We start from the raw sequence: 22348 nt of genomic DNA on the forward strand, positions 1-22348 counted from the left end.
AGCACCGCACCCTCGCAAAAACTGGTGTCAGATTGTGCTCCGTATAATGGCTTGAACCAGAAGAAAAGGCCTATGAATCAAGACCTTGCGCGGCTCGTGCCCTACCCGTTCGAACGCCTGCGCGCACTGTTCTCGGGCATCTCGCCGCCCTCGGATCGAACCCCGATCAATCTGTCGATCGGCGAACCCAAGCACGCCACCCCAGCGTTCATCATGGACGCGCTGACTGCAAACCTGTCGGGGCTTGCGTCATATCCGACAACTCTCGGTTCAGACACCCTGCGCTCGTCGATCTCCCAGTGGATTTCGCGCCGCTATGGCGTTCCGGCGCCGGATGCCTCAACCCAGGTCCTGCCTGTGAACGGTTCTCGCGAAGCGCTGTTCGCGTTCGCACAGACTGTGCTGGACAGGCAGCGCGGCGGCTGGGTGCTGTGCCCCAACCCGTTCTATCAGATCTACGAAGGCGCGGCCTTGCTGGCCGGACTGGCCCCCTACTTCGTGAATGCGGACCCGGCTCAGTCGCATCGAGTGCCGTACGAAGAAGTCCCTGAAGAGGTGTTGGCGCGAACGCAGCTCATGTTTGTGTGCTCGCCAAACAACCCCAGCGGACGCGTATTGTCTCTGGACGAATGGGCACATCTCTTTGCCCTGTCCGATCGGCATGGATTCGTGATTGCATCGGACGAGTGCTATTCGGAGATCTACTTCAGGGATGAGGCCCCGCTGGGTGCGCTGCAGGCAGCCCACAAGCTCGGCAGGACGGATTTTGCGCGGCTCATAGTTTTTTCAAGCCTGTCGAAACGTTCGAACGTACCGGGCATGCGCAGCGGCTTCGTCTCCGGTGACGCGCAGTTGCTCAAGCACTTCCTGCTTTATCGGACATACCACGGCAGCGCCATGAGCCCAACCGTGCAAGCCGCCTCTGCGGCAGCCTGGTCCGACGACACCCATGTCGAGGAGAACCGTCTTCAGTACCGCGCAAAGTTTGGTCAGGTGACTCCAATTATCCGGCGCTGCCTGTCTACTGAATTGCCAGACGCTGCCTTCTACCTGTGGGCCTCAGTTCCTGGCGGAGAAGACGCCGCCTTTGCCCGCGAGCTGTTTCGAAGCCAAGGTGTCACCGTGCTTCCGGGCAGTTTCCTCGCGCGTGAGACCGCCGCGGGCAATCCGGGCAAGGGCTACATTCGCATCGCTCTGGTCGACCACGTGGACGCCTGTGTCGACGCAGCACGCCGCATCGAAGAATTCGTCAACCTGAACTGGAAGAATCAATGAGCCAAACGCTTGCCTCAGTCATCGAATCGGCATGGGAGTCACGTACTTCGCTGTCTCCCGCAAGCGCTCCGAAAGACGTCAGCGAGGCGGTAGAGACCGTCATAGCGGATCTGGATGCGGGCCGGATCCGCGTCGCGGAGAAGCTTGCTGGCAAGTGGACGGTGCATCAATGGATCAAGAAGGCCGTCCTGCTCTCATTCCGGCTCAATGACAATCGGCCGATGAGCTTTGCCGGGGATGCCGCCCCGTTCCAGTTCTATGACAAGGTGCCGACGAAGTTCGCAGACTGGACTGCAGAGCAGTTTGTGCAATCCGGTGTGCGCGTCGTGCCGCCGGCTGTCGCGCGCCGCGGCAGCTTTGTTGCGCGCAATGCTGTCTTGATGCCTTCTTACGTCAATATCGGCGCCTATGTCGATGAAGGCACGATGGTCGACACTTGGGCGACAGTGGGAAGCTGCGCGCAGATCGGGAAGAATGTGCACCTCTCGGGAGGGGTAGGCATCGGCGGAGTGCTCGAACCGCTTCAGGCCAATCCGACGATCATTGAGGACAACTGCTTCATCGGCGCGCGCAGCGAGGTTGTCGAAGGCGTCATCGTAGAGGAAAACTCCGTGATCTCGATGGGCGTATTCATCGGCCAGAGCACACGCATCTACGACCGCGCGACGGGCGAAACCCTTTACGGTCGCGTGCCGGCAGGCTCAGTGGTCGTCCCGGGCAATTTGCCTTCGGCAGACGGCAAATACAGCTTGTACGCAGCCATCATCGTCAAGAAGGTCGATGCACAGACACGTGCCAAGACAGGTATAAACGAATTGCTTCGTGGTGATTGATCACTGAGCACTCGCCGCACACCAATTACCGGGGGAGATCGAGATGGCAATGGAGCAGATCCTGCGTTTGATGGCCGAGAAAAAGGCATCGGACGTCTATCTGTCCGCGGGCGCGCCGATCACCATCAAGATCAACGGAGTCTGCGTTCCTCTGAACCAGGAAAAGCTTGCGCCGCCGACCATCCTTGCCATGCTCAAGGAAGTGCTCCGGGAAAGCCAGATGCGCGAGCTCGAAGAAACCTTCGAACTCAATACCGGTATCCCTGTTCCAGGTGTCGGCAGCTTCCGTCTTTCCGCATTCAGGCAGCGCAGCGCCGTTTCGGCCGTGATCCGGTACATCCCCGTGGACGTGCCGTCCCTAGAGACTCTTGGCGTCCCTGAGATCCTCAACGAGCTGATCATGGAGCGCCGCGGGCTGATTCTCGTTGTCGGCGCCACGGGCAGCGGCAAGTCCACGACCCTAGCTGGCATGATCGATCATCGCAACAGCAATCGATCAGGCCACATTCTCACGTTCGAAGACCCGATCGAGTTCCTGTTCAAGAACAAGAAGTCGATCGTCAACCAGCGCGAGATCGGCAGCGACTCCCGCAGCCTTCAGACTGCGCTCAAGAACGCCCTGCGACAGGCTCCCGACGTGATCTTCATCGGTGAGATTCGCGATCGCGACACCATGACAGCGGCCATCGCTTATTCGCTGTCTGGTCACCTAGTGCTCGCCACGCTGCACGCGAACAACAGCTATCACGCGATGAACCGGATCATCAGCTTCTACTCGCCGGAAAATCGCCCTGCACTTCTCGCGGATTTGTCGGCGGCATTGAAGGCCGTGGTCTCGCAGCGGCTTGTTCGTTCGAAGATTGGCGGGCGCATTCCGGCTGTGGAAGTGCTGTTGAATACTCGCCTGATCGCCGATTTGATCGAAAAGGGCAAGATCTACGACATCAAGGAGACGATGGAAAAAAGTCTTGCGGCTGGTTCGCAGACCTTCGAACAGTCCTTGCTTGAGCTCTTGTCTGAAGACAAGATCACGCAGGAAGAAGCGCTCGCGAACGCCGACTCCGCGACCAACCTGATCTGGCTCATCAACAACCAGGGTGCATCCAGCACCGGTGCGTCCGACAAGCCCAAGAACTCCTTCCTGCATCCCGAGCAGCCTGCGCAGAGCAAGGAAGAAGGTGCCACATTTACCGAGTTCACGCTCAACGCCTGACTCCCAGCGCGTCCGGATCTGCCTTTGCCCATGCGGGACGTTTTCAATCTCACCTGCGACCTGATTGCGCGCCCTTCTGTCACCCCGGACGACGCTGGCTGCCAGCAACTGATTGCCGATCGGCTCAAGCGTTTGGGCTTTGCGTGCGAGACGCTTCAGTTCGGGAGCGTCACCAATCTATGGGCTTGCGCGGGTGACAGTGGCCCACTCACGGTATTCGCCGGCCACACGGACGTTGTTCCAACAGGCCCGGAGGCGCAATGGGTCAGCCCGCCCTTCGCTCCGACAGTGCGCGATGGTCGGCTCTACGGCCGTGGCGCTGCGGACATGAAGGCGTCGATCGCAGCCTTCGTTGTGGCCTGCGAACGACTGGCAGGAACGAAAGCACCGGCCGGCCGCATAGCCTTGCTGCTTACATCCGATGAAGAAGGACCTGCCATCGACGGTACGGTCAAGGTGTGCAGTGAGCTCACGGCGCGTGGAATCCGGCCGGATCACTGCATTGTGGGCGAGCCGACCTCGGCTGCGAGCCTTGGGGACATGATCAAGAACGGCCGCCGCGGCTCACTGTCAGGCAGACTTGTGGTTCGCGGAATCCAGGGCCACGTCGCCTACCCGCACCTCGCGCGCAACCCTGTCCATCAGCTCGCACCCGCGCTGGCAACTCTGTCGATGATCCGTTGGGACGAGGGAAACGAGTTCTTCCCTCCCACCACATGGCAGGTATCCAATATCCACGCAGGCACCGGAGCGGGTAATGTCATCCCGGCGACAGCAACGCTGGACTTCAATTTCCGTTTCAGCACGGCGAGTACGCCCGAAGCTCTGCGCACGCGCGTTCACCGAGTGCTCGACGACGCCGGCCTTGAGTACGAGCTTGACTGGACGCTCGGAGGGGAGCCTTTCCTGACTCCGCGCGGCAGCCTGTCGGCAGCGCTCGATGAAAGCATTCACGAGGTCACCGGACGGCGCTGTGAGCTGTCCACCACAGGCGGCACCTCCGACGGTCGGTTCATCGCGAAAATCTGCCCCCAGGTGATTGAGTTTGGTCCGCCAAATGGCAGCATTCACAAAATTGACGAGCACGTAGCAGTCGACGATCTCGAGCCGCTCGCCCAGATCTACAAGCGGACCCTCGAGCGACTCGGCCATGCCCCAATCACGGAGAACGCATGACCCGCGCGGCCCGCGAGACCTTCCAGACCATCAGGGATCTGATTCGCTTCGGCGTGACCACCTTCAACGAAGCAAAGGTCGCCTACGGACACGGCACCGACAACGCGTATGACGAGGCGGTGTACCTCACGCTGTCCACGCTTTCGTTGCCGCTGGACAAGCTGGAACCCTTCCTGGACGCGCGCCTGACAGCAGCCGAGATCAACTCACTGATCCAGGTATTTGAGCGGCGGGTGGCGAACCGGCTGCCTGCGCCCTACCTCACGCACGAAGCCTGGCACCTGGGCTATCGGTTCTACGTGGACGAGCGCGTGATTATCCCGCGCTCGTTCATCGGCGAATTGCTCGCGGAGCGCCTCGCGCCGTGGGTCGCTGACCCGGACGCCGAGATCAACGTCCTCGACCTGTGCACCGGGAGCGGGGCAATCGCCATCCAGGCGGCGCATGCATTCCCGAACGCGCGCATCGACGCTATCGACCTGTCGATGGACGCCTTGAAGGTCGCAGCACGAAACGTCGCCGACTATGGGCTCTCCGAGCGCATCAGACTCATCCAAAGCGATCTGTTCAGCCAGCTGTCGCGTGAACGCTATGACCTCATCCTGAGCAACCCGCCCTACGTCAACGCGGATTCCATGCAACGGCTGCCGCCGGAGTTCCAGCACGAACCGTCCATGGCACTCGCGGGCGGCAAAGATGGCATGGATCTGGTTCGCAAGATCCTTCGTGGGGCACGCACCCACCTGAACCGCGGCGGTCAGCTCGTCCTGGAGATCGGCCACGAGAGGCGCAACTTTGAAGCAGCGTTCCCGGAAATGGCCGTCACTTGGCTGAGCACCTCAGCTGGCGACGATGCGGTACTGCACATTGCGCAGGACCGCCTGCCCTGACACTTAGGCCTTCGCTAGGCTCGTTGCTGTAGCCTGAGCTGGACGCACCCGCTTGCCCCTTTGCGTTCGCCGATGCGGCGAGACGCCACTCACTTATGCTGTCCATTCAGAATCTCACCTTGCGCCGCGGCGCGAAAATCCTGCTCGAGGGTGCCTCGCTGAGCGCCCATGTCGGAGATCGCATCGGCCTGGTGGGCAATAACGGCACAGGCAAGTCCAGCTTGCTTGCAGCAATACGTGGCGAAGCACCAATCGATGCCGGCGGCATCGAACTGCCTCGATCCTGGCGACTGGTGAGCGTGGCACAGGAGACGCCGGGCCTGCCAGATCCGGCAGTGGACTTTGTTCTCCAAGGAGATCCGCAGCTCTGGCAGCTACTGCACGAATCACGCTCAGCCACGGACGAAGCCCGGATCGCCGCTCTTCAGATCGAGTTGCAGGATGCGGACGCTTACACGGCGCGACCGCGTGCGGAACGACTTCTTGCCGGTCTGGGCTTCAAGCAGTCAGAGTTGGGCCAGAGCGTGGCGTCATTCTCCGGCGGTTGGCGCATGCGCCTGAATCTTGCACGGGCTCTCATGGCGCCCAGTGAGATGTTGCTGCTGGACGAACCGACGAACCATCTCGATCTGGACGCAATCATCTGGCTCGAGCGCTGGCTCTCGCAGTATCCCGGTCTGGCCATCATCATCAGTCACGATCGCGAGTTTCTCGATGCAGCGGTGAAGTCCATTGTGCACATCGAGCATGCGCGCCTGAATCGCTACGGCGGCACCTACTCCATGTTCGAGGCAGCGCGTGCCGAGCGTATGTCGCAGCAGCAGGCGGCGTACTCAAGGCAGCAGCTACACGTGGCCAAGCTTGAGCGCTTTGTCGAACGCTTCAAGGCCAAGGCCAGCAAAGCCAAGCAGGCGCAAAGCCGCGTGAAAATGCTCGAGCGCATGGAGCGGATTGCGCCCGTGTTGGCCGCGAATCCCGTCGCGTTCGAGTTTGAGCCGCCTGAACGCACACCAGACATCCTGCTCGAACTGGATGGCGTGGACTGCGGCTATGCAGACAAGACCATTTTGCATGGGGTTCGTCTGACTGTGCGGGGCGGCAGCCGGATCGGCTTGCTGGGAATGAACGGTGCAGGCAAGTCCACGCTGATCAAGACAATCGCACGCGAGATTGCTCCATTGAGTGGTGATCTGAGGCCGTCGAAGTGGTTGCAGATCGGCTATTTCGCGCAGCATCAGCTGGACATGCTCGACCCCGAAGGGAGTCCACTGTCCCACATGCGTCGCCTCGATCCGCAAGCCCGCGAGCAATCGTTGCGCGATCACCTGGGTACCTTTCACTTTCGCGGCGAGATGGTGCTTGCGACAGTCGGAGCATTCTCCGGTGGAGAAAAGGCCCGGCTTGCGCTCGCGTTGATCGTTTACAGACGCCCCAACCTGCTACTGCTCGACGAGCCGACGAACCACCTGGACCTCGAAACGCGTGAAGCACTTACGGCGGCCCTTGCCGAGTACGAAGGTACCTTGATTCTCGTTTCACACGACCGCCACCTGCTCAGAGCCACTGCCGACGAGCTGTGGCTGGTCGATGGTGGCCGCGTCGTCGCGTTTGACGGTGATCTCGATGAATACCGTACGTGGTTGACGTCCGAGCGCAAGGCAACGGACGAGCGTCGAAGCAGCGCGGAAAGCGCAGCGCCCGTGTCGCGCGCCGATCCTCGCGAGGAGCGGCGCCTCGCTGCCCAGGAGCGCACTCGCCTCGCAGAGCTGCGCAAACCTTTGGCAGCCCGCGCCGCTCGCCTTGAGCGGAAGATGGATGAAATCCAGACCCGTCTGACTGAACTGAATCAGCGGCTCGCCGATCCTGGTCTGTACGAAACAGCCGACGGCGCCGTGATCGCACAGCTGACGCAGGATCAAGCCTTTACTGCGCGCGAGCTCGAGCAAGTCGAGAGCGAGTGGCTGCAGGTCCAGGCGGACATGGAGGCGATCCAGTGAGCACTCAAGCCTGCTTGCTCGACGGCATGCGGGTGCTTGATCTCTCACGCCTACTTCCCGGGCCGCTCGCCACCTGGCATCTGCAAAGTGCAGGAGCACACGTCACCAAAGTTGAAGCGCCGGGTGAAGGAGACTACGCCCGGACGATCGGGCCAGCACGCGCCGACGCACCGTACAGCAGCTTCTATGAGCTTCTCAATCAGGGCAAGTCACTGCGGGTCATTGATCTGAAGAATCACGTGGCGCAACAACAGCTGCTCGACGAGATTCATCAGTTCGACATCCTAGTGGAAAGCTTCCGCCCCGGCGTCATGCACAGGCTCGAGCTCGGCTGGGAAAGCCTGCAGAGACGCGCACCCAGGTTGGTCCAGGTCTCAGTACTTGGCTACGCGAGCGACTCGGAGCTCAGCGCTGCGGCAGGGCACGACATCAACTACCTCGCGCAGAGCGGGCTGTTGCATGAGTATGTCCCGGCACAGCACACGGCCGAGGATCGGCTGCCTTCAACCGCTCGGGTGTTTCTGCCCAACCTCCAGTGGGCAGATGTGCTTGGTGGTGCCATGTCCGCGGCATTTGCTGCTGTCTGCGGCGTCCTGCACGCATCTCGGACAGGCAAAGGGCAGCGGATCGAAGTCGCGATGACAGATGCCATGCGCCTCGCCGCACCGATGGCGACAAGCGAGGCGCTTGCCGGTGCGCCACATGCTCCTCCGGGGATGGGGCTGCTTAACGGCGGGGTGCCCTGCTATGACCTGTACGCCTGCGCCGACGGCAATTGGATCGCGCTGGGTGCACTTGAGCACAAGTTCTGGGAAGCCTTCTGCACGGCGGTGGGACGCACAGACTGGTCCGACCAGCACTGGCAACGGGGGCAGCACGCCGGAAGCGCCGATGCGCTCGCGTTGCGCATGGATGTCCAGCGACTGTTCGGCAGTCAGCCGCGGTCGTTCTGGCTGGAGCGTCTGGCTCAAACTGACTGCTGTGTCAGTGCGGTGCGTACCCTCGCCGAAGTCATGGCGGCCTCACCGCTGCCTGCGGCTGCGTTCAAGGTCTTGCACGACTAGGCAACGCGCTTTCGAAAGGCCCCGACGGCTTCGTCACGCATCGACTTGAGCAGTGCCAATTGCGCTGCCGGCAAGTTTGGTGCGGTGCGTGATCCGTAATCTGCATAGATAAAGCCGAGTGTTCGACCGTCAAGCGTCAGGCTCATGAACAGGAGGCTTCGCACCGCTCGCCCCTGAGCCAGGCCGCGCGGCAAGCGCGAGCGAACGGAGTCCACCTGGGCATCAGCGATGAAAACATCGGTCTTGCGCTGCGCGAGCAAAGCGAAGAGTTCGTCCTTTGCATCAAGGTCAACTTCGAACAAGGGCTTCAGACCGGCTGCGGCAGAAGCATCATCTGCTTCCAGCACGACGGGGCGGACCTGCTGCAACCGCACGTCCTTCAAGGCAAGCACGGTCAGGCTGAAGCCCATTGCCCGATGCATCGCACCGAGCACCTGCGCCAGGCGCTCACTGACACTGCCTGCCGCCGTCGCTCCACGCATGCGAGCCAGAGCCTCTTGCAGTGCAGCTTCTATGCCACCCGCAGGCTCAGGCACACCGAACTCACGCGGCTCTACCGCTTGGGTTTTCGTGGCGCCTGAGGCGCTGCCTCGCTGCACCGTCGCCAATGCAGAAATTGATCCGATCACGAAGGTGTTGTCCAGTGCCCGCTGCGGGTTGCTTGATGCAGGCGGCTCACTTTCCGGCAATCCACGCCAGCGCTGCACAATCTGCCCCGGCATGCGGCTGAGGTCCAGACGCAGTGCCTGAGCATCATCCAGAAAGGGCTGCATGGCGGCATCCACGATGCGTCTTAGGCCTTGCTCGGAATCCGGCCATGCCTTGCGATACTTCTTGACCAAGCGTGAAAGTGCCGCGTCGTGCTCTTCCGTCGGCGTACTCGTTGCGATCTCTCGCAGGTCAACTGCCAAATCCGTTGCCACCCGCAACGCATGCTGCTCATCACGCCGATCCGTCCGATCCAGTTCTGGCTGTGAAAGCGCAGTCATGCAGCGCAGGAGACCGTCGGGCATGTTCCAGCCCTTGGCCGCATGCGTACCCACATGCTGCGGAGTAACACCCAGCACCTGGGCGCATGCATCATCAAAGCGGCTCCCGGCATCCACCATGCGATCGATCCGTTCGCACTCGTGCGGAAAGTAGAAGCGAACGAGAACCGCGCCGAGGTTGCGGAACACGCCAGCCGTGAAAGCCTGTTCCTTGATCCGCCGATGCTGTCGGGCGAGCAACTCGCGGCCGATCGCACCGGCAAGCAGGCTGTTGATCATCTCGTGCTGCAGCCTTGCCGCCTGCGCCCGGTCTGGCAGGTGTTCGAGCAGCAGCATCGACAAGGCCAGCGCACGCACCGTGTCGAAGCCCATGATCATGATGGCGTGCGAGATGCTGCTGATGCCGCCGAGGTGCCCGTACTGCGCGGAGTTGACGTGGCGCAGCAGCTTGGTCATGAGCGCCATATCCTGCATTAGCAGATCGGACAACTTTCCCACGCTCTCGGATTCCGAGGCAGACAGGCGATTGACCGCCCGGATAGCGCCGGACAGCGCGGGGAAGTCGCTTCGATGACGCATCCTGCGAAACAACTCGGTCAACGCTCCGCGAGCCAACGCATCTTCCTCGGGGATGGTTGCCTCGCCGGGCTCCAGATGACCTTGAAGTGCGTCCAGCATCTGCCGGGCGCTGGTGTAGCGGAGGCTCTCGTCCTTCTCGAGTGCGCGGTTCACCACGGCAATCAATTCGGCTTCGATCCCCTGTGCTCCATTCGGCACGAGCGGCGGTGGCGCCGTGTTCGCAATCGCGTACATGAGAGCAGGCATCGAGGTCTGTGTGAATGCAGGCTTGCCTGCAAGCATCTCGTAGAGCACGGCGCCGACCGCATATACGTCAGACGCGGCCGAAAAACGACCGTCGAAGCACTCCGGCGCCATGTAGCGTGGTGAGCCGATGGGTCCGCTCGCGCGCGTGAGCTCGTCAAGATTCGCGCAAGCCACCCCAAAGTCCATCAAGCGGGTGCGCGAATCGGCGCTGACCATGAGGTTCGCCGGCTTCACGTCACGATGGAGTACGCCCTGTGCATGCGCATGCTCGAGCGCCTCAAGCAGGTCGATGGCAATCTGGCAAGCGCGCAGCGCAGGCAGCGCGCCTTCACGCTTGAGCAGCGCGGATACCGTTTCGCCTTCGACGTATTCGAAGACCAGCGTGCAGTCTTCGCCGGAGTCCAGCGCATCGAACAGCGGCACGATGTTCGGATGTGACAGACGCGCCACGGCTCTGGCCTCATCCATGAGGCTTGGCCCGGCAGTGGTCGATGCATCCGGATGCACCGTCTTGAGCGCAACACTCCGGCCCAGTCGCATGTCGGTGGCACGCAGCACCTGACCCTGCGCGCCACGGCCGATGACGGCCTCGACGCGGAAGCGTTCGGGCGCGGGCGAGCTGGCAACTGCTTGGGTTCGGGACATCGACAAAAGGCCATCAACGCGGCCCATGCGCCGCTTATGCCTTGGAGTATCGAGACCCGGAGCGCCTTGCAAGCACGCAAAAAGCCCGCAAATGCACGCTCAGTTCGACCGGTTCCGGTTCGCCCTGCTCAGCGCTTCGTGGGCTTCGAGGCGGTATCGCCTTCTCTTGCTTCTGCCTCGTGCGACCCGGCCTTGTCCGCAGGCGCGGCCTGGGGCACGCTCAGATCGAAATCCAGCGCTGTGGGTAGCGAGACATCGAAATCCAGCGGTTCACCGCGGGCGGTTTCCGGAAAGTGCCCGGGCCCAGCCTCACTCGCGTAGCCGGAAGCAGCCGCTGGCTTGTCCGCGGGTTTGGCAGTTGCCGCCTCCTGCGCATACGCAGGCGCGGAAGCGTCACGTTGAACGTACCCTGCAGGCATCGTCGGCGGGCTGAAGTCCAGCGCGTCGGGGTCGCGCGTCGGCTCGTCCAGGCCGGGATGCAGGGGCACGGTGTCAACGTGGGTTGCCTGCTTCAGGGCCGCAGCTGTGTCGTGGCCCAGCTCGTGGTGCTCTACGACCTCGACATTCATCTTGGCGAGCACTTCGCGCTGAGCCGCCTGTGTCATTTCGAAGGTCGAGGTTTCGAAAAATTCCTTGCTTGCCGGCGCGGCGGACGCACCGCCTGCTGCGATGGGGACCGTTCTGGGTGCCTCGGGCGCTGGCACAGGTGCTGCACGCCGCGGCGCCGGGGTCGGGGCAGCCGGATGCGACAGCACAGACTCTGGCGAGTCGCTCTCCGGAATCGACGCCCACCACTGTTCCGTCTGGCGTTTGCGCCGTACCGTCGAAAGGACAAGTAGCAGAACACCCAGAGCCACCGCGCCACCCGCCAGGAGCCATGCCCACCAGCGTTCGAAGAAGCTCTCTTGCGGCGCCGCCGCGGGCGCCGGAGCAGGCTTTGCGGCCGGTGTGGCAGGCGCCTTGGCGACTTCTGCACGCGACAGTTCGCCGCGAGCCTTTTCGAGCTCGCCACCGACCTGCCCGAGCCGCGCAGCGAGTTCCTTTTCCTTGGCGATCACGGCCGCAACGGGGTCTTCATCGCGCAGGAAGGCGGCAAGACGTGCCTGCTCGATCGCCATGCGGTGCGCCCGCACCGGATCTGCGGTCGTTGCGTCCGGCGCGGCCGCAAGACTCGCGATTGAGGACATGCGCAGCTCGCTCGACAGCTTGAGATCGCCACCGGCCAAACCCAGCTCAATCGCAGGCGCCAGCCTGAGCTGGTCACCGGCAACCGGCTCAGCCCGTCGTGCCGTGGGCCGCGTCTGCGGGCGACGTGCGGGCGGTGCCTCAGCCGCAGAAGCTGGGCGCGACGCCTTAGCGGCACCGGAAGCCGACCTTGCCGGGCGTGTTTGGCCGGCCGCGGCAGGGGCGCCCGAGGTCTTGGCCGGAGCCGGTGACGCCTGCGGCTCACTCGACGAAGCGACGGGTGCTGGGGCTCCGGACGGTGCCGCAGCACTCACGACCGGCGGCCGCAGATCGTCCGCGCCCGGAGGCTCCAGCAGAACGACGAATTCCTTGGTGATCGGGTTGTCGCAGCCCACCTGCACGGCAAAGCGCAATGCTGGCTCAGCGACGGCTGCGCGGGTGGTGAGCAGCACCGCAGCGGGTCGCGGGAGGCTGTCGAATGCCAGGCGCGGGTTGACGACCGCTGGCGCATCGTCCCCCTTGGGATTCAGCGACCTAACGCAGTCGGGGTTCAGCTCCTCGCCGGGCTGCAGGCTCAGCGGAATGCGCACCTTCAAGGGCTGGCCGATCTTCGACTGCACTTCGGGGCCACCCACGGACAACGCCCACGCCGGCGTGGCAACGCTGCTTATGAAGAGGCAGACGCCCATCACGACCAGCCGCAGGCGCGGCTGATCGTCTTTCGCAGAAAACTCGTTCCGTTTGTGGTGCGACGGATGCAATCGTGGTTCCTCGTCGGACTGCAGCGGTTCGTTGTGTTTATATATCGTCAATTCCCAAGCTTACCAATCGAGCGCGTGCGCCGCCACGCGGCGGGCGTCTCGCATACCCAACCCGTTGACTCTCCGGGTCGCCAAAGCCGCCTGGGAATCAGCGGAGCGGCCCTCAGGCGCGATCCAGGCGCCCCGCATCACGGTCTGCGACACTCTCGGCTCCGCACTGTTCCTGCGCTGCATGCCTTGCCGCGCCACCTGCCGCCCACATGCCTGCCTCACTGAGCACCGATCGCATCGACCAGCTGCTGGTCATTTCCGTGACTCGTACCCATCCCGGCGCGCTGCCTGAAACACTGTGTGCAGCGGGCCTCGAGGTCATCGAAACCCTGCAGTCGCAATCCGATATCGGCGCGGTGCTGCTGGTACTGAGCCCGCCAGCCGACGCAGCCGGTCCAGCGGACGCGAGCGTCTCGCAAAGCGCCTTGCAGGCGCTGGACAGCTGGGTCGAGGCGCTGGCTCACGCGGCGCGACCTCTGATTGCCGTTCTGGAGGGCGATGTGGACGCCGCGCTGACGCCGCTTGCGCTCGCCTGTCCGATGCGCATCGCCGCGCAGCACGGGCAGTGGCAGGCCCCGCAGCCCGGTGGCGGAATCAGCACGCTGCTGGCCGACGCCCTGCCACCCGCGCTGGCCCATGAGTGGCTGTTGCGTCGCGCCCCGCTGTCGGCGCAGCGACTACACGCTGCAGGCGTCATCAATCTGCTGGCCGCCGAAGGCCAAGTGCTGCAGGCGGCAATCGATTGGGCGGGCGAGTTCCCGGCAGACGCGCAAGAAGGTGAGGCGCTTCTCGGTCTGATGGCGAGCGCGCGCACCGCGACGCTTGCCGAGCAACAGGCCGCCGAGCGCCGCGCGCTGCAACGCGCGCAGATCGCCGCGCTGCGCTCGGCTGAGTGAAGCCGAAGATGACGCCGATGAACCAACCCCTGCCGCCAAAGGACGCCAACCGCCGGCGCATCTATCTGATGCGCCATGGCGCGGTGACCTACTTCGACCCTGCGGCTGGCCGGGCCGAGGACCCGGAGCATGTGCCGCTGAATGCGGACGGACGCGCGCAGGCAGACGCGGCCGGCGCAGCCTTCGCCCGTGCCGGCGTGCGCTTTGACCGCGTGATCGTCTCCGGTCTGGCACGCACCGTGGAGACGGCCAGCCGCGTGCTTGCGGCCGCCGGGCAGGCACCGACCCTGGAGCATCGGCCCGAGCTGCAGGAAATCCGCGGCGGGCGCCTGTCTGCCCTGCCCCAGGATGAAGCCGGACTGCGCGAAGCCTTTCTCGGCGCGATTGACGGCGCCCCGTTGCTCGACAAGCGTTTTCTGGGCGGCGAGAGTCTGGCCGAGCTGTTCGAGCGTGTCGTGCCGGCAATTGACACCCTGCGCGACGATCCGGACTGGGACGTGATGCTTCTGGTGCTGCACGGCGGGGTGAACCGCGCCATCATCAGCTGGCTGCTCACGGGCGAGCGGCGCTTTCTGGGCGGCATCGCCCAGGCGCCAGCCTGCATCAACGCCCTGGATGTCGGCCCGGCACGGCACGACGTGGTGCTGCGCATGAGCAACCATTCGCCGCTCGACCCAGTACAGACGCGTACCCGCTCGACCACGATGGAGCAGCTGCTTGCGCAGTTCATGGCGCTGCGCAGCGTCATCAGAAAGAACACGAGGAATCCGGGAGACCCGACATGACCACCGCTGACGAACAGTTTTCAGGCACCCGCGCCTTGGCGGCGAATCAGAACCTGGATCTCGCCGCGCTTGAAGCGTGGCTTGGCAGCCACGTGCCCGGCTTCGTGGGCCCCTTGACGATCGAACAATTCAAGGGCGGCCAGTCCAACCCGACCTTCAAGCTCATCACGCCGGGCGCCATCTACGTCATGCGCGCCAAACCGGGCCCGGTGGCCAAGCTGCTGCCCAGCGCCCATGCCATCGAACGCGAGTACGCCGTGATGAAGGCCCTGCAGGACACCGATGTACCGGTGCCGCGCATGCTGGCCCTGTGCGAGGACGAAAGCGTGATCGGCCGCGCCTTTTTCATCATGGGTTTCGTGGCCGGCCGCGTGTTCTGGGAGCAGTCCCTGCCCACCCTGACCCCGGCCGAGCGCGCGCCGATCTATGACGAGATGAACCGCGTGATCGCGGCGCTGCACAGCGTTGACTACGTCGCCGTAGGTCTGGCGGACTACGGCAAACCCGGCAACTACTTTGAGCGCCAGATCGGCCGCTGGACCAAGCAGTACAAGGCCAGCGAAACGGAGACCATCGAAGCCATGGATCGGCTCATCGAATGGCTGCCGCAGAACATCCCGGCCGGCGAGAGCGTGGCGATCGTGCATGGCGATTTCCGCCTCGACAACCTGATCTTCCACCCCACCGAGCCGCGCGTACTGGCCGTGCTGGACTGGGAACTCTCCACGCTGGGCGACCCGATGGCGGACTTCAGCTACCACCTGATGAGCTGGCATATCCCGCCGGGGCAGTTCCGCGGCATTGCCGGCCTCGACCTGGCTGAGCTGAACATCCCCAACGAGCGTGAATACGTCGAACGCTACTGCGAACGCACCGGCCGCGCGCCGATTGCGCCGGAGCACATGCGCTTCTACATGGCCTACAACATGTTCCGGCTTGCCGGCATCCTGCAGGGCATCATGAAGCGCGTGGTGGATGGCACGGCCTCTTCGGCCCAGGCGGTGGCTGCAGGAAAGGCGGCACGGCCGCTGGCGGAGATGGGCTGGAAGTACGCGCAGAGCCGCTGACTGCTTTGTCTCGACCAAATTTGGCCGAAATCAATCTATTCATCAAGATCAAACTGCTGGTTTCCGCATGTTGGATGCGCGGAAAGCCGGTTTGTTTTTGACGTAGATTTGTGGCCGAAAATGAATGATCAACCGCGCCAGCTGCGCTCCAGCACCAGGCCTTCGATGATGTTGGCCACGTCTTCGGCCTTGTCGGTGATCTGCTCGAGCAGCTCGTAGACCGCCTTGAGCTTGATGAGCTCGCGGGTGTCGGGCTCGTCGCGGAACAGGCGGCTCATCGCCGCGCGCATCACGTGGTCGGCGTCGCTCTCCAGCTTGTCGATCTGTTCGCACAGGCGCAGGATGCCGTCGCGGTTGCGGCGGCTCACCAGCAGGCCCACAGCCTCTTCGAGGCGCTCGGCGCAGGCGACACAGATTTCGGCCAGTTGGATGGCCGCCGGCGTCACGCGCTTGATGTCGTAGAGATAGATGGTCTGCGCCGTATCCTCGGCCAGATCCAGTACGTCGTCCATCACCGACACGAGCTTGTGGATGGCGTCCGGATGCAGCGGCGCCACGGGTGTGCGCTTGAGCAGCTCGATGGTCTGTCGAGTGATTCGGTCGGCGGCTTTCTCGGCGGCTTCGACGTTCTGGGCGCGCAGCTCGCGCTCGGTAGACAGATGCGTCAGAAGCAGCAGCAGCTCGCGGCAGCCTTGCACGCCCAGCTCGGCATGCTGACTGAAGAGCCTGAAGAAGCGCTGGTTGCCGGGAAGAAAGCGGATCAACATGGGCGCGAGCTTAGCTTGCAACCCGCGCTGACTCGTATCGATGGAGACTCCGCTCGAACCTCAGCACAACCCACGCAAAGCAAGATCGGCCTCCCAACGACCGACCTCACTCGCCGTAGGACATGGCGTTGCCACCGGTGTAGTTGGCAAAGCGCGTGAGGTGATTCAGGAAGGTCAGACGCACGGTACCGATGGGCCCGTTACGCTGCTTGCCGATAATGATCTCGGCCGTGCCCTTGTCCTGCGAGTCCGGGTTGTAGACCTCGTCACGGTAGATGAAGAGGATCACGTCGGCGTCCTGCTCGATGGCGCCGGACTCGCGCAGGTCGCTCATGACCGGGCGCTTGTTCGGCCGCTGCTCCAGGCTGCGGTTGAGCTGCGACAGCGCGATCACCGGGCAGTTGAGCTCCTTGGCCAAGCCCTTGAGCGACCGGGAGATCTCGGAAATCTCCGTCGCGCGGTTCTCGCCCGCGGTGTTGGCCGACATCAGCTGCAGGTAGTCGATGATGATCAGCCCGAGCTTGCCGCACTGGCGCGCCAGGCGCCGCGCGCGGGCACGCAGTTCCAGGGAGTTCAGCGCAGGCGTTTCGTCGATGAACAGCTGTGCGTCCTGCATGCGCTGGATGGCATGCGTGAGCTTGGGCCAGTCATCCTGCTGCAGGCGGCCGGTGCGCAGGCGCTGACCGTCCAGCGCACCCACCGAGGACAACAGACGCATGGCGAGCTGGTTCGCACCCATTTCCATGGAGAACACGGCGACTGGCAGGCCCTCCTGGATGGCAACGTGCTCGCCGATGTTCAGCGAGAACGCGGTCTTGCCCATCGAGGGACGGCCGGCCACGATGATGAGGTCGCCGGGCTGCAGGCCGGAGGTCATCTTGTCCATGTCATCGAAGCCGCTGGGCGTGCCGGTGATGTCCGAGGCGTCATTGCGGTGATAGAGCTCGTCGATGCGCTCGACCACCTCGGTCAGCACATCGGGCAGGTTGTGGAAGCCTGCGGCCCCGCGCGCGCCCTCCTCTGCAATCGCAAACACGCGGCTCTCGGCTTCATCAAGCAACTGCTTGGTGTCCTTGCCCTGCGGGTTGTAGGCGGCGCCTGCAATGTCCTCGGCCACATTCACGAGCTTGCGAAGCACCGCGCGGTCGCGAACGATCTCGGCGTATCGCCGCACGTTCGCTGCGGACGGCACGGACGTTGCCAGCGCATTCAGATACGCCAGACCACCAGCCTCATCAGCCCGCCCTGCGATCTGCAAACTCTCGTAAACCGTGATGACGTCTGCCGGGCGGGACTTCTCAATGAGCTTGGCAATGTGCTGCCAGATCAGCCGGTGATCGAAGCGGTAGAAGTCGTCCTCGCGAATCAGATCACCCACCTTGTCCCAGGCGCCGTTGTCCAGCATCAGGCCGCCCAGTACGGATTGCTCGGCCTCCACCGAATGCGGCGGCACCTTCAGGGCAGCCAGTTGCGGGTCGGTGGAGCGGAGATCGGCGGGAGAATTCATCGAGCTACTTAAGACCTGAAATCAGATCGACACAAGCGGTCGAGTGTAAGGATGGGTTCGGCCGGCGCGTTGTGCACAAACCGGGGGAAAAGCTGTGGATAAGCGGTGGGCAAGCTGTGGGTTGCACGGGATAACTTGCCGAGCCCAAAACAAAACGGGCCGCAGAATCTGCGGCCCGTCGTGCAAGTACTGGTCGTGGGCGATCAGGCTTCGCCGACCACCGCGACGTTCACCGGCACCACCACGTCCGTATGCAGGGCCACATCGACTGCGGACTCACTGACGGTCTTGATCGGGCCGTTGGGCATGCGCACCTGGCTCTTATGCACCGGGAAACCCTGCTTGGACAGCGCCTCGGCGATGTCGAAGTTGGTCACGGAGCCGAACAGACGGCCGTCCACGCCGGCCTTGGCGTTGATCTTCACGGTCAGGCCGTTGAGCTTCTCGCCAGTGGCTTGTGCAGCGGCCAGGGTGGCGGCTGCAGCCTTTTCGAGTTCAGCGCGCTTGGCTTCGAATTCCTTGAGCGCCACTTCGGTGGCACGGCGTGCCTTCTTCTGCGGGATCAGGAAGTTGCGGGCATAGCCGTCCTTGACGCGAACGACGTCGCCGAGGTTGCCCAGGTTGGCGACTTTTTCAAGAAGAATGATTTGCATGATGGTTGTTCCTTCTTCTGCCCGATCAGTTGTGGTTGTCGGTGTAGGGCAGCAGCGCCAGGAAGCGCGCGCGCTTGATGGCGCTGTCCAGCTGGCGCTGGAAGAATGCCTTCGTGCCCGTCAGGCGGGCGGGGATGATCTTGCCGTTCTCGCCGATGAAGTCCTTCAGGGTTTCGACATCCTTGTAGTCGACTTCCTTGACGCCTGCAGCCGTGAAGCGGCAGACCTTGCGGCGCTTGAACAGCGGGTTGGACGGGGTGCGCTTCTGACCGGGCTTACCCTTGCCCTTGCCACGAGAAAATGCCATTTGATGTGTCCTTTCGATGATCGAGAGGGGTTCAGCTTGCCGCTGGCGTGCCGAGCACCGCGGTCACATGAAAGACGCTCAGTCTCGCGCCCTTTCGGGCCGGGGCCAGAAAGCCCTCGAACTGGATCTGCTGGCCGGGTTCGCCCGAGGCGCTTCCCAGCGGCAGGGCCATCACCTGCAGGGCCACGGCCCCGAAACTGATGGCTTGCAGATTCAGCTGCACCAGCCTTGCGGCGTCGGCTTCGATCTGGGTGGAGCGATGCTCCAGCTCGAACTCCACTGCGGCGATCCCGGCGGGCGTGTAGCGCAAGCTGTCTCGCGCAATCACCACGGCCGAAAGCTGCAAGCGGTTGTTCAATCCCTGCCCGAACCCTTCTGATGCGTGAACGTGTCTTTCAGCAACCACGCGGCCTGCTCATCGCCGCGGGCTGAACTCCTGAATGCTTAGGCGGCTGCCGTTTCCTGGGTGGCCTTGCGAGATTCCTCGCGTTCCACGGCCTTCATCATGATGGAGGGCTCGACATCGGCACCATCGCGCTTGACCACGAGGTGGCGCAGAACGGCGTCGTTGAAGCGGAAACCATGCTCCAGCTCATCCAGGGTGGCCTGGCTGACTTCGACGTTCAGCATGATGTAGTGCGCCTTGGCGAGCTTCTGGATGCTGTAGGCCAGCTGGCGGCGGCCCCAGTCTTCGAAGCGGTGAACCTTGCCCTGCTGGGACTCGATCAGGCTCTTGTAGCGCTCGACCATCGCGGGCACTTGCTCGCTCTGGTCCGGATGAATGATCAGGACGATCTCGTAATGACGCATGATGCTCCTTTCGGATGCTTCCAATCCGGGGCATCAGGCCAGCAGAAGCCAATACATGCGCGGCGCAAGGCCATGCATTGCATTGACGCGGCCTGCCGGCCGATGTCCACCCTCATGGTTGCTTGGTTGCAGCCGCCCGTTGCGTCCCGGCCCGGCGCCCTGGTCTGCGGCGAATTCCGCAGTTCAAGCGACCCGACCGCGGTGCGGCAAGGATAGAGAACCCAAGATTCTACCAGCTTTCGCCATTTCGGCACCCGTCGCAGGTCCGCAGGCCCGTCAGACCGGCGTCAGCGCGGGGCGCCACACTGCCTGGATGCGCTATGGCCTGCTTGCCGATATCCATGCCAACCGTGAGGCCCTATCGGCCTGCCTGGGCGAGTTGCAGCGTCAGGGCGTGGACCGCCACGTCTTTCTCGGCGATTTGGTGGGCTACGGGCCGGACCCGACCTGGGTCGTCGACACCGTAATGCAGCATGTGCAACGCGGCGCTCTCGCCGTACAGGGCAATCACGACATCTCCGCGGCACATGAACCCCGCAAGGAGCTTCATGCTGACGCCCGCCGCGCGATTGAGTGGACTCAGCAGGCTTTGACCACCGAACAGCGCAGCTTTCTCGGCGAACTGCCGCTGAGCATGGACGCCGAGCCGGACGTGCTCTTTGTGCACGCCAGCGCCCGAAACCCCGCAGCCTGGACGTACGTGGCCGGTGCAATGGAAGCCGCCAGCAGCCTGCAAGCCACGCGGGCGCGCGTGACCTTCGTGGGTCACGTCCACGAGCCGATGCTGTATTACGCCGATGTGACGGGCCGGGTCATGAACTACGAGCCACCAGCCGCGCACCCGGTCCCGCTGATCGCCACCCGCCGCTGGCTGAGCGTGGTCGGCTCTGCCGGTCAGCCGCGTGACGGCAATCCGGCCGCCTGCTGCGGGATCTATGACTCATCCAGCCGCCAGTACACCCTGCTGCGCGTGCCCTATGACCACGTGGAAACCGCGCGCAAGGTCGCTGCTGCTGGATTGCCACAGCGTTTTGCCGATCGCCTGGGCAGCGGCCACTGAGCACCACAGGCGTTGACTCAGCGCAAGCCCGTCAGCGCAGCTGCGCGAAATACTGCCTGGAACTGCATCTCGGAGTGCGCCTTCATGGCAGATCAACCCCTTGAGCCCGGCCAGATGGTCGATGGCTTCACACTGCATGAGCGCCTGCACACCGGGGGCATGGCTGTGTTGTGGCGTGTGACACACCCTGCACACGGCGGCCCGCTGATCATGAAGGTGCCACGACTGAAGACCATCGACGACCCCGCGGCGATCATCGGCTTCGAGGTCGAGCAGATGATCCTGCCGACGCTGAGCGGCAGTCATGTTCCGAAGTTCATTGCTGCCGGAGACTTCACCGCGCAGCCCTACATCGTCATGCAGCACATCGAGGGCGACAGCCTGCGCCCGCTGCTCGATTCCGCGCCGCATCCGGCCCATCTCATCGCACCGCTCATGGCAAAGGTCGCCCTGGCTTTGCACGACCTGCATCAACAACACGTGGTTCACCTGGACATCAAGCCTTCGAACATCATGCTCACGCCGCAGGGTGAAGTGGTTCTGGTGGACTTCGGCCTCGCGCGCGGCGACTACCTGCCCGACCTGCTGGCCGAACAGCTGCGGGTACCGATGGGCACAGGCCCGTACATCGCGCCGGAGCAGGTCATGCGAGTGCGCAACGACCCGCGCAGCGATCTCTTCGCCCTGGGCGTGATGATGTACCACCTGGCCACAGGCAAGCGACCATTCGGCTTTCCCAAGAGCGTGCGCGGACTGCGCAAGCGGCTGTGGCGCGACCCGACCCCACCCAAGGCGATCCGCCAGGACGTTCCACCCTGGCTGCAGGAAATCATCCTGCGCTGCCTGGAAGTGCGGCCGGATCGCCGCTACGCCAGTGCGGCTCAGCTGGCGCAGGATCTGCAAAACCCGCAGACCGTTGCGCTGACCGAGCGCGCCGCGCGTGCATATGCCGATAGCAGCCTGGTCGTGCTGCGTCGCTGGCTGCGTGCGCAGAACCCGGCCTCACTCGTATCGCAATCCCAGGCGGTTTCCCGCCAATTGGCTGCTGCACCGATCGTCATGGCTGCGGTCGACCTGTCCCACGAGTGGGAAGATCTTGCCGAGGCGCTGCGCGCGGTGACACGGCAGGTGATTGCGATCGCACCCGAGGCGCGGCTGTCCTGCGTGACGGTTCTCAAGACGCATCGAATCGCAACTGACTCGCACTTGGACGAGGAAGGCCGCAATGTCCATGTGCAGAAGCTCGTGGCACTAAAGCACTGGGCCCGCCCGCTGTTTGCAGGGGATCACCCCAGTGTGCTCGAGGAGCGCGTGACCTGCCATGTGCTTGAGGCCCCCGACCCGGCGGCAGCGCTGCTCGACTACGCGCAGACCAACAAGGTCGACCACATCGTCATCGGCTCGCGCGGCGCCGGCTCGATTCGCCGGTATCTGGGCAGCGTGTCGGCCGCCGTGGCGGCGCAGGCGCCCTGCTCCGTCACCATCGTGCGTATCCCTGAGGATGGCCGGCCGCTGCTCTCAGAGCGAGTGGCCGCCCTTCAGCCCGACTCCGAGACCGAGGCGGCCTGAGAGCCGCGCTGCTTCACGGCGAC

20 protein-coding genes are annotated in these 22348 nt (G+C 63.6%); 12 read left to right on the forward strand and 8 right to left on the reverse strand.

The window, feature by feature from the left end:
* Nucleotides 1-72 precede the first annotated feature (72 nt).
* The 7 genes from dapC (at nucleotide 73) to ACMDW7_RS08880 (ending at nucleotide 8448) form a co-directional block, all read left to right on the forward strand.
* A complete protein-coding gene (gene dapC / locus ACMDW7_RS08850) occupies nucleotides 73-1275 on the forward strand; it encodes a succinyldiaminopimelate transaminase (RefSeq protein WP_377301397.1) in 1203 nt (400 codons plus the stop codon).
* Complete coding sequence (dapD, locus tag ACMDW7_RS08855) at nucleotides 1272-2108, forward strand: 2,3,4,5-tetrahydropyridine-2,6-dicarboxylate N-succinyltransferase (RefSeq protein WP_377301395.1); 837 nt, start codon at nucleotides 1272-1274, stop codon at nucleotides 2106-2108. Before dapC ends, dapD begins: the two co-directional genes overlap by 4 nt.
* A gap of 43 nt (nucleotides 2109-2151) precedes the next feature.
* Nucleotides 2152-3321, forward strand: coding sequence for a PilT/PilU family type 4a pilus ATPase (locus tag ACMDW7_RS08860; protein WP_377301393.1), 1170 nt, complete (start codon nucleotides 2152-2154; stop codon nucleotides 3319-3321).
* A gap of 30 nt (nucleotides 3322-3351) precedes the next feature.
* Nucleotides 3352-4497, forward strand: a complete 1146-nt coding sequence (dapE, locus tag ACMDW7_RS08865) for a succinyl-diaminopimelate desuccinylase (RefSeq protein ID WP_377301391.1) — start codon at nucleotides 3352-3354, stop codon at nucleotides 4495-4497.
* Nucleotides 4494-5387: a 50S ribosomal protein L3 N(5)-glutamine methyltransferase gene (prmB, locus tag ACMDW7_RS08870; RefSeq protein ID WP_377301389.1), complete on the forward strand. Its 894-nt coding sequence runs from the start codon at nucleotides 4494-4496 to the stop codon at nucleotides 5385-5387. Before dapE ends, prmB begins: the two co-directional genes overlap by 4 nt.
* A gap of 95 nt (nucleotides 5388-5482) precedes the next feature.
* The gene (locus ACMDW7_RS08875) at nucleotides 5483-7384 is read left to right on the forward strand and encodes an ATP-binding cassette domain-containing protein (protein ID WP_377301387.1); all 1902 of its coding nucleotides are present in this window, start codon (nucleotides 5483-5485) and stop codon (nucleotides 7382-7384) included.
* Nucleotides 7381-8448, forward strand: coding sequence for a CaiB/BaiF CoA transferase family protein (locus ACMDW7_RS08880; RefSeq protein WP_377301385.1), 1068 nt, complete (start codon nucleotides 7381-7383; stop codon nucleotides 8446-8448). The genes ACMDW7_RS08875 and ACMDW7_RS08880 overlap by 4 nt, the downstream gene beginning before the upstream one ends.
* On the opposite strand, the gene ACMDW7_RS08885 is transcribed toward ACMDW7_RS08880, so the two are convergent.
* Nucleotides 8445-10907 carry a protein kinase domain-containing protein gene (locus ACMDW7_RS08885; protein WP_377301384.1) on the reverse strand — a complete coding sequence of 821 codons (2463 nt, stop codon included), beginning with the start codon at nucleotides 10905-10907 and terminating at the stop codon, nucleotides 8445-8447. The genes ACMDW7_RS08880 and ACMDW7_RS08885 overlap by 4 nt on opposite strands.
* Before the next feature lie 128 nt (nucleotides 10908-11035).
* Complete coding sequence (locus tag ACMDW7_RS08890; RefSeq protein WP_377301382.1) at nucleotides 11036-12853, reverse strand: FimV family protein; 1818 nt, start codon at nucleotides 12851-12853, stop codon at nucleotides 11036-11038.
* A 260-nt stretch (nucleotides 12854-13113) separates the two neighbouring features.
* Here ACMDW7_RS08890 and ACMDW7_RS08895 point away from each other — a divergent pair, with 260 nt between their 5' ends.
* From ACMDW7_RS08895 to ACMDW7_RS08905, 3 genes are read left to right on the forward strand one after another with little or no spacing between them, the layout of a single operon-like run.
* On the forward strand, nucleotides 13114-13800 hold the full coding sequence (locus ACMDW7_RS08895) for an enoyl-CoA hydratase-related protein (RefSeq protein WP_377301380.1): 687 nt from the start codon (nucleotides 13114-13116) through the stop codon (nucleotides 13798-13800).
* Between the two features lie 17 nt (nucleotides 13801-13817).
* Nucleotides 13818-14585, forward strand: a complete 768-nt coding sequence (locus ACMDW7_RS08900) for a histidine phosphatase family protein (protein ID WP_377301378.1) — start codon at nucleotides 13818-13820, stop codon at nucleotides 14583-14585.
* Complete coding sequence (locus tag ACMDW7_RS08905; RefSeq protein WP_377301376.1) at nucleotides 14582-15652, forward strand: phosphotransferase family protein; 1071 nt, start codon at nucleotides 14582-14584, stop codon at nucleotides 15650-15652. The genes ACMDW7_RS08900 and ACMDW7_RS08905 overlap by 4 nt, the downstream gene beginning before the upstream one ends.
* Nucleotides 15653-15780: 128 nt before the next feature.
* On the opposite strand, the gene ACMDW7_RS08910 is transcribed toward ACMDW7_RS08905, so the two are convergent.
* The 6 genes from ACMDW7_RS08910 to rpsF all read right to left on the reverse strand — a co-directional run bounded on the left by ACMDW7_RS08910 (nucleotide 15781) and on the right by rpsF (nucleotide 19696).
* On the reverse strand, nucleotides 15781-16419 hold the full coding sequence (locus ACMDW7_RS08910) for a DUF47 domain-containing protein (protein ID WP_377301374.1): 639 nt from the start codon (nucleotides 16417-16419) through the stop codon (nucleotides 15781-15783).
* 106 nt (nucleotides 16420-16525) lie between these two features.
* The gene (locus ACMDW7_RS08915; RefSeq protein ID WP_377301372.1) at nucleotides 16526-17926 is read right to left on the reverse strand and encodes a replicative DNA helicase; all 1401 of its coding nucleotides are present in this window, start codon (nucleotides 17924-17926) and stop codon (nucleotides 16526-16528) included.
* A gap of 203 nt (nucleotides 17927-18129) precedes the next feature.
* Nucleotides 18130-18579 carry a 50S ribosomal protein L9 gene (rplI, locus tag ACMDW7_RS08920; RefSeq protein WP_377301370.1) on the reverse strand — a complete coding sequence of 150 codons (450 nt, stop codon included), beginning with the start codon at nucleotides 18577-18579 and terminating at the stop codon, nucleotides 18130-18132.
* Between the two features lie 25 nt (nucleotides 18580-18604).
* On the reverse strand, nucleotides 18605-18886 hold the full coding sequence (gene rpsR, locus ACMDW7_RS08925) for a 30S ribosomal protein S18 (RefSeq protein ID WP_054126478.1): 282 nt from the start codon (nucleotides 18884-18886) through the stop codon (nucleotides 18605-18607).
* A gap of 31 nt (nucleotides 18887-18917) precedes the next feature.
* Nucleotides 18918-19244 carry a primosomal replication protein N gene (gene priB / locus ACMDW7_RS08930; RefSeq protein WP_377301368.1) on the reverse strand — a complete coding sequence of 109 codons (327 nt, stop codon included), beginning with the start codon at nucleotides 19242-19244 and terminating at the stop codon, nucleotides 18918-18920.
* A gap of 86 nt (nucleotides 19245-19330) precedes the next feature.
* Nucleotides 19331-19696: a 30S ribosomal protein S6 gene (gene rpsF, locus ACMDW7_RS08935; RefSeq protein ID WP_377301366.1), complete on the reverse strand. Its 366-nt coding sequence runs from the start codon at nucleotides 19694-19696 to the stop codon at nucleotides 19331-19333.
* 313 nt (nucleotides 19697-20009) lie between these two features.
* Between rpsF and ACMDW7_RS08940 the strand changes: the two genes are divergently transcribed.
* Nucleotides 20010-20756, forward strand: a complete 747-nt coding sequence (locus tag ACMDW7_RS08940; RefSeq protein ID WP_377301364.1) for a metallophosphoesterase family protein — start codon at nucleotides 20010-20012, stop codon at nucleotides 20754-20756.
* Nucleotides 20757-20840: 84 nt separating this feature from the next.
* Nucleotides 20841-22325 carry a serine/threonine protein kinase gene (locus ACMDW7_RS08945; protein WP_377301362.1) on the forward strand — a complete coding sequence of 495 codons (1485 nt, stop codon included), beginning with the start codon at nucleotides 20841-20843 and terminating at the stop codon, nucleotides 22323-22325.
* The last annotated feature ends 23 nt before the right edge of the window (nucleotides 22326-22348 follow it).

Origin of the sequence: Piscinibacterium candidicorallinum, from assembly GCF_047549485.1 — a bacterium.
Taxonomy (GTDB): domain Bacteria; phylum Pseudomonadota; class Gammaproteobacteria; order Burkholderiales; family Burkholderiaceae_C; genus Piscinibacterium; species Piscinibacterium candidicorallinum.